The sequence below is a fragment of the Rhizobium pantanalense genome, from assembly GCF_030182525.1.
Taxonomy (GTDB): domain Bacteria; phylum Pseudomonadota; class Alphaproteobacteria; order Rhizobiales; family Rhizobiaceae; genus Rhizobium.
The window spans coordinates 620,567-627,081 of record NZ_JAQJCH010000006.1 but is presented as its reverse complement, the minus strand read 5'-3'; the positions used below and the strand labels follow the sequence as shown (position 1 = coordinate 627,081).

Sequence of the window (6,515 nt, the reverse complement as noted above, 5' to 3'; positions counted from 1 at the left end):
GTGGCCGGGGCAGTCAACGTGCGCATAGTGGCGGTTCGGCGTCTCGTATTCAACGTGGGCCGTCGAGATCGTGATGCCACGAGCCTTCTCTTCCGGAGCAGCGTCGATTTGGTCATACGCCTTGAACTCGCCGAAGTACTTCGTGATCGCTGCCGTCAACGACGTCTTGCCGTGGTCAACGTGACCGATCGTCCCGATATTAACGTGCGGCTTATTGCGCTCAAACTTACTCTTTGCCATTTGAATGCTTCCTATGAACGTAATGAGTGACCCCGGCGAACCGGTTTAGTGCCGCCGTTTAAGGCTTTCATCGCATTTGCGCAAGACTTAATTGCAGGCCCTATTCCGGGCGAAGCCTGGCCGATGGCGGATGATCTCAAGCCATCAACATTCCTTCGCCGCATAAGGTCCGCCGGCCGATCCGGAAAGACAAAAAAGCATTTGCCGGTTCAGGCGCTTAGATAGGGAGGCACGGTTAAGAATTCCAGTGCCGATAGAGGGCGAGGCATTCGTCCGCTCTTAAACGCAAAGCGCCCTTCCGGCAGGAAAGGGCGCAGAATTATCAAACGATCAAGCGTCGCTTGTCACGATGCATCATTCGACGCGGCCGACCGGACACGCCGAAGCTTTGCAGCGATCAATCGAGAAGATCGGCCGGCACCTTGCCGCCATTGTCCGCTAGCTTCTTCAGAAGAGCCTTGTGGAGGAATATGTTCATCTTGGCGGAATCGCCGGCATCGCCGGTATAGCCGAGCTCCTGAGCGAGCTCCTTGCGCTCGGAAAGGCTCGCATCCATGCCGAGTGCCTTCATGAGGTCTACGATCGAATGTTTCCAGTCCAGCTTCTGGCCGCTCTTCTTGACGGCAGCATCGAGGATCGAGGCGATATCCACTGGAGCGGACGGCGCGCTGGTGGCAGGCGACGTTGCTGCCGTCGTCGCTGAAGGAGCCGGCGTCGGCGCAGGCGCCGGATTGGCAGTTGCAGCTGTCGTCGTCGGTGCAGGAGCGGCCTCCGCAGCCTTTGCTTCTCCCCAGATTGCACCCTTGATCTTGTCGAAGATACCCATTTGCGCTCTCCCGTTTCGGTTGCCTGAGCAATATGTATCGCTCGCGCAAATATAAGCAACCCTTCATGTCAAATATGCAAAGACGGGAATGCCGGGGCGCGCCGGCAAGGCACGCCGTGATCAAAGCGGCCATGAGGGCACCGACTAAGGATTGCAAGCACAATACCGTTTCCGCGTGGCGAAGAACGAGTGAAGATGCTAACAAATTGAAATTCTTGGAGCGGGTAGCGGGAATCGAACCCGCGTATTCAGCTTGGAAGGCTGCTGCTCTACCATTGAGCTATACCCGCGGGATGGTCAAGATCCGGCACGGAATGGTGGAGGGAGTTGGATTTGAACCAACGTAGGCTGAGCCAACGGATTTACAGTCCGTCCCCTTTAACCACTCGGGCATCCCTCCAGTTTTCCGACTGGATCTTGCGACCAAGCTTGCTAGACGTTAGCGTCGCCGCCGTCATCTGCGCCGCGTATATGACCGGACGATTTCCGTCTGTCAACACAAGGAATTGCCAAAAATGACGAAAAAATTTCGGCCTGTGGGAAAAGCCCGGCACTGAAAGAGGCTAGGCGCTCAGGAAGGCGCTGGTTATAAAGCCGCATGAGCAAAGACAAATCATCCGGCCGTCAGGGCCAAGACAGCACCGCCGGCGACCGCTCGGCCAAGGACACTCATTATGCTACGCTGCGCCGCGCGCATCGCGATGCCAAGCGCGAGCGTGGCGAAATCCCGACGCCCACGCCACAGAAGCGCAAGAAGGCCGGCGCTGACGATTGGAAGCCGCCGGCGCTCGCGCCCGATCAGGTCTTTCTCTATGGCCTGCATACGGTTCGGGCGGCGCTGAGCAATCCACAACGCAAGAACGTCAAGCTGTCCACGACGCAGAATGCCCTGGTACGGCTGGAGGTTGGCCCCGCCGATCAACTCGGCATCCCCGTCGAGATCGTCTCGCCGCAGGATATCGACAAGGTGCTTGGTCCGGAGGCTATTCATCAGGGCGTCATGCTGGAAACGCGCCCCCTGCCCGTGCGCCGCCTCGAGGCATTGAAAGACAGTCCGCTGCTGCTGGTTCTCGATCAGGTGACGGATCCGCACAATGTCGGCGCCATCATGCGTTCGGCCGTCGCTTTCGATGCGGGTGCGGTCATTACCACGCAGCGCCACAGCCCGACAGAATCAGGCGTGATGGCAAAATCGGCCTCGGGCGCGCTGGAACTCATACCTTATATACAGATCACCAATCTCGCCGATGCGCTCGGGGAGCTGCACCGTCTCGGCTTCACGACCATCGGGCTTGATTCGGAAGGCCCGGCACCGCTGGAAGGCACCTTCAGCGGTGACAAGATCGCGCTCGTGCTCGGCTCCGAGGGCAAGGGCCTGCGCCAGAAGACCCGGGAAACGGTGAATGCTCTCGCTCGGCTCGATATGCCCGGCGCCATCAAGTCGCTGAATGTCTCGAATGCCGCCGCGATCGCGCTATATGCGACGCGGTCCTATCTCAAATCATAGTGGCGCTTTTGGCGGCCGCAGCACGTTGGGAGAATTTGCTTTGATTCGTCTTCTTGGTCCCGCGGCGATTGCCGCCGCCCTTGCTTTGACCATGGTCCAACCGGCACATGCTGCCGATGACGAAATGATCCAGGCGCAAGCCGGTGTCTGGCTGGTTGCGCCGGAAAGCGGCGCCAAGGGCTGCCGCCTCATCTTCGGGACGAATACGGTGTCCGGCGGCTACGAGATTACGGGGGCAGACGCGTGCACGACGCCGCTCCCCGCACTCGCCACGGCCAAGATATGGAATTTCACCGATGACGGATCGCTGGCGATCGCGGATGGTGGGGGCAAGCCTCTCGTGCGCTTCCAGCAGGAGGAAGGCTCGCCGTGGGAAAGCGAGGGCGGTGACCCGACCTGGCTGCTGCCGGCGCTCGGCGATGTCGATCATGTGCCGACCACTGCAAGCCTTGCAGGCGCGTGGCGCATCCAGACACCGGACGGCAAGCCCGTCTGCGATATCACGCTCACCACCGACAAGGATCAGGACGGCACCGCCAAGATGTCTTCGAGCGGCAACTGCTCCGGCGAAGTCGGCGACCTCAAGCTTTCCCTTTGGGCGACAGAAGGGTTCGGACTTGTCATGCTGGGCAGCGATGGCTCCTCGCTCTCTTTTGATATGAAGCCCGACGGCAGTTTTCAGAAGTCCGAGGAAGAGGAAGGCGAGCCGCTGCTGCTGGTCCGCAAATAGGCCGGCTGAAGCATATCTAAGCACGCTCACCGCGAGCGCTAAATCAAGCACGAAACGCTTATCGTACGATCATCGGCGCCGGGTGCCAGGCCGATTGGCGCCAAAGCACCCTCTCGGTAACGGGGCAGCCATCCTGCAGCTTCGCCCAGGAGGTGACATTGAGGTTCATTTCGCACTGCGCGAGGTAGCTCCGCCCCCCGACGGTCATACAGGCGACCTCGCCGACCGCATGCTGCTTTCCATCCGCATTTTTACAGTAGCAGTTTTCACCAGCCAATGCTGATGCGCCTGTAAACGCCGTGATCATGACGAGCGGCAATCCCAAGACGACATGCCGCGATATCTCGCGCATGAACGTGTCCTCCCCACCATTCATGGATGAAGTGTATGCCGATTTCCGACGTTGTAAATGCGTCCACAATCCCGAGTAGGCAGGCGAATGGATGCGCGAAGAACCGAGAGCGATTTGATGTGCTCGCCAGGACCTATCGGCAGGTTCAGTGAACCATAGGGTCCGCTTCGTCGAAGAACGACCGGATGCCGTCGCGCGCAATCGTCGCAAGGAACTCGTCGAATGCGTCGCGGTCGGTCGCGAAGGGCTCTTCCCATTCGATCAGGTCTTCCTCCGGCGTGATGACCTCCATCCGCCAGTCGGCATTGGTGCCGGCCGGGCGAAATATATCAACCAGGACGGTCACGCCATCGTCAGTAAATTCACCCGAAAGCTCGGAGTGTTCGAGTTTAGGCTTCTTGGGCTTGCTCGGCATATGGTTCCAGGCACACGAATATAGGATTGATGACTGTGACGAGCGTTCGGAGCCCGTTAGCAACGAGATATTATGTCGTTGCCGCCGGTTTTCCATAGCGGAGATGAAACGATCGACGATATTCAGGAAAAAATGGTGCCCCCGGCAGGGTTCGAACCCGCGACCCCCTGATTACAAATCAGGTGCTCTACCAACTGAGCTACAAGGGCGTATGGGCATGCCAAATAACAGACTTTGAAATCCTGTAAAGGGAAAATCGGCCGATCCACGTTAAAGCTGGGGATCGACCGATTCACCAGTTCGAGCGAAACGTCTTGTCGCGGCAGGGGAATAACATTACGAAGAATCGCTATTCAGAGGACATTGCATGTCGCGCAATCTTCAATCCGTTTGTTTTCTCGCCTCCCCCGCGCCAGAGGCTCAAGCGGCGCAGGAGGAGCTTATTCGCCTCTACGGCCAGGCACCGCAGGAAAATGCGGATATTGTCGTGGCTCTCGGTGGCGATGGCTTCATGCTGCAGACGCTGCACAAGACGATGAACACCGGTAAACGCGTTTATGGGATGAATCGCGGCTCCATCGGCTTCCTGATGAACGACTACCGCACGGATGGCTTGGCCGAGCGCATCGAAGCAGCTGTCGAAAACGCATTTCACCCTCTGCAGATGACCACCCGCAATGCTGACGGCAGCTCCTGCGTCGCGCTCGCCATCAATGAAGTCTCGCTGTTTCGTCAATCCTATCAGACGGCAAAGCTGAAGGTGGAGATCGACGGGCGGGTTCGCCTGCCAGAACTGATCTGCGACGGGCTGATGGTGACGACGCCGGCTGGCTCCACCGCTTACAATCTCTCCGCCCACGGCCCCATCTTGCCGCTGGAAGCGCCGCTGCTTGCCATGACGCCCGTCAGCGCCTTCCGTCCCCGCCGCTGGCGCGGCGCGCTCCTTCCGAACAAGGTGACTGTCGACATCACCGTGCTTGAAGCGGAGAAGCGTCCGGTCAACGCCGCCGCTGACAATACCGAAGTCAAGTCGGTCCTCGGCATTCAGATCCGCCAGAGCGAAGATACGACGGCCCGCATTCTTTCCGATCCGGACAGGTCTTGGTCGGACAGGATCCTGGCGGAACAATTCTCGGATTGAGCGAGACATCTGTGCCAAGCCCAAAAGGGCAGAAGCAACAAGGCAGGATGTACCGTAAAAAAAGCCCCGGAGACGGGGCTTTTTTCATGCGTGAGCGGATACGACCTTATTCGACGTCGTCGATGACGGCATCGGCAGCACCGCTGATGCGATGCGCAAGGGCTGCTTCCATGAACTCGTTGAGATCACCATCCAGAACGTCGCTCGGCGCCGTGCTGGAAACGCCGGTGCGCAAGTCCTTGACCAGCTGGTAGGGCTGCAGGACATAGGAGCGGATCTGATGACCCCAGCCGATGTCCGTCTTGGAGGCGGCTTCGGCATTGGCAGCCTCTTCCCGCTTCATCAATTCGGCCTCGTACATGCGGGCGCGCAGCATGTCCCATGCCTTGGCGCGGTTCTTGTGCTGCGAACGTTCCTGCTGGCACTGCACGACGATCCCGGTCGGGATATGCGTGATGCGCACGGCCGAATCGGTCGTGTTGACGTGCTGACCGCCGGCGCCCGACGAGCGGTACGTATCGATGCGGCAATCGCTTTCGTTGATCTCGATCTGGATCGAGTCGTCGACGACCGGGTAGACCCAGATCGACGAGAACGACGTGTGACGGCGCGCATTGCTGTCATAGGGCGAGATGCGCACGAGACGATGCACGCCCGATTCGGTCTTCAGCCAGCCATAGGCATTGTGGCCCTTGACGAGCAAAGTCGCGGACTTGATGCCGGCTTCTTCGCCGTCATGGACTTCCAGCAGCTCCACCTTGAAACGCTGGCGTTCGGCCCAGCGGGTGTACATGCGCAGAAGCATGTTCGCCCAGTCCTGGCTCTCGGTGCCGCCGGCGCCGGAGTGGACTTCGAGGTAGGTGTCATTGCCGTCGGCCTCGCCCGAAAGCATGGCTTCCACCTGCCGGCGCGCGGCCTCCGCCTTCAAGCCCTTGAGCGCTTCTTCAGCCTCGCGAACGACATCGGCGTCGCCTTCTTCTTCGCCAAGCTCGATCAGCTCGACATTGTCGGCGAGCTGCTGTTCCAGCGCGCGCACGCCACTGATGCCGTCGTCAAGCTGCTGGCGCTCGCGCATCAGCTTCTGCGCTTCAGCAGCGTCGTTCCAGAGGGTCGGATCCTCTGACTTGTTGTTCAACCAGTCCAGTCGTCTTATCGCCTGGTCCCAGTCAAAGATGCCTCCTCAGCAGGGTGATAGCCTGCTTGGTTTCATCGACTATTTTCTCGATTTCGGCTCGCATAATCCCACTTCTTCAGTTCACCGCTCAAGACAAGCGGTCATCCAATTCAAAGAGTGCTGGTGACAT

Annotated in this window: 8 protein-coding genes and 3 tRNA genes; 3 read left to right on the top strand and 8 right to left on the bottom strand. The window is 59.2% G+C overall.

Translation table 11 applies throughout. The features are described from left to right. From PH558_RS18995 to PH558_RS18980, 4 genes are all read right to left on the bottom strand, one after another. Positions 1-240: GTP-binding protein (locus PH558_RS18995; RefSeq protein ID WP_234836723.1), on the bottom strand; the 240-nt coding region annotated here is incomplete at its 3' end. Between the two features lie 397 nt (positions 241-637). After that, on the bottom strand, positions 638-1,066 hold the full coding sequence (locus PH558_RS18990; RefSeq protein WP_095434657.1) for a DUF3597 domain-containing protein: 429 nt from the start codon (positions 1,064-1,066) through the stop codon (positions 638-640). Positions 1,067-1,282: 216 nt separating this feature from the next. Beyond that, positions 1,283-1,356: transfer RNA gene (locus PH558_RS18985), tRNA-Gly, on the bottom strand. A gap of 25 nt (positions 1,357-1,381) precedes the next feature. Further along, positions 1,382-1,466, bottom strand: a tRNA-Tyr gene (locus tag PH558_RS18980). Positions 1,467-1,664: 198 nt separating this feature from the next. On the opposite strand from PH558_RS18980, the gene rlmB reads away from it, so the two are divergent. Both rlmB and PH558_RS18970 read left to right on the top strand, forming a co-directional pair. Beyond that, positions 1,665-2,573: a 23S rRNA (guanosine(2251)-2'-O)-methyltransferase RlmB gene (gene rlmB / locus PH558_RS18975; protein WP_285206010.1), complete on the top strand. Its 909-nt coding sequence runs from the start codon at positions 1,665-1,667 to the stop codon at positions 2,571-2,573. A gap of 40 nt (positions 2,574-2,613) precedes the next feature. After that, the gene (locus tag PH558_RS18970) at positions 2,614-3,303 is read left to right on the top strand and encodes an AprI/Inh family metalloprotease inhibitor (protein ID WP_095434569.1); all 690 of its coding nucleotides are present in this window, start codon (positions 2,614-2,616) and stop codon (positions 3,301-3,303) included. Between the two features lie 58 nt (positions 3,304-3,361). On the opposite strand, the gene PH558_RS18965 is transcribed toward PH558_RS18970, so the two are convergent. The 3 genes from PH558_RS18965 to PH558_RS18955 form a co-directional block, all read right to left on the bottom strand. After that, on the bottom strand, positions 3,362-3,655 hold the full coding sequence (locus tag PH558_RS18965; RefSeq protein WP_152094270.1) for a hypothetical protein: 294 nt from the start codon (positions 3,653-3,655) through the stop codon (positions 3,362-3,364). Between the two features lie 145 nt (positions 3,656-3,800). After that, positions 3,801-4,070, bottom strand: a complete 270-nt coding sequence (locus tag PH558_RS18960; protein WP_285206007.1) for a hypothetical protein — start codon at positions 4,068-4,070, stop codon at positions 3,801-3,803. A gap of 133 nt (positions 4,071-4,203) precedes the next feature. Continuing rightward, positions 4,204-4,279: transfer RNA gene (locus tag PH558_RS18955), tRNA-Thr, on the bottom strand. A gap of 158 nt (positions 4,280-4,437) precedes the next feature. Between PH558_RS18955 and PH558_RS18950 the strand changes: the two genes are divergently transcribed. After that, complete coding sequence (locus tag PH558_RS18950) at positions 4,438-5,211, top strand: NAD kinase (protein ID WP_285206006.1); 774 nt, start codon at positions 4,438-4,440, stop codon at positions 5,209-5,211. Positions 5,212-5,317: 106 nt separating this feature from the next. Here PH558_RS18950 and prfB read toward each other — a convergent pair. Beyond that, positions 5,318-6,449, bottom strand: a protein-coding gene (gene prfB / locus PH558_RS18945) for a peptide chain release factor 2 (protein ID WP_112303558.1) whose coding sequence is annotated in 2 segments (ribosomal slippage) — positions 5,318-6,379 and positions 6,381-6,449 — 1,131 coding nt in all. Because the reading frame shifts where the segments join, the coding sequence is not laid out codon by codon here. Between the last annotated feature and the right edge of the window lie 66 nt (positions 6,450-6,515).

Bases quoted from the DNA above. Each gene is read 5' to 3' on its own strand.
- PH558_RS18960 (WP_285206007.1), bottom strand. From the start codon at position 4,070: ATGCCGAGCAAGCCCAAGAAGCCTAAACTCGAACACTCCGAGCTTTCG.
- rlmB (WP_285206010.1), top strand. From the start codon at position 1,665: ATGAGCAAAGACAAATCATCCGGCCGTCAGGGCCAAGACAGCACCGCC.
- PH558_RS18965 (WP_152094270.1), bottom strand. From the start codon at position 3,655: ATGCGCGAGATATCGCGGCATGTCGTCTTGGGATTGCCGCTCGTCATG.
- PH558_RS18990 (WP_095434657.1), bottom strand. From the start codon at position 1,066: ATGGGTATCTTCGACAAGATCAAGGGTGCAATCTGGGGAGAAGCAAAG.
- PH558_RS18950 (WP_285206006.1), top strand. From the start codon at position 4,438: ATGTCGCGCAATCTTCAATCCGTTTGTTTTCTCGCCTCCCCCGCGCCA.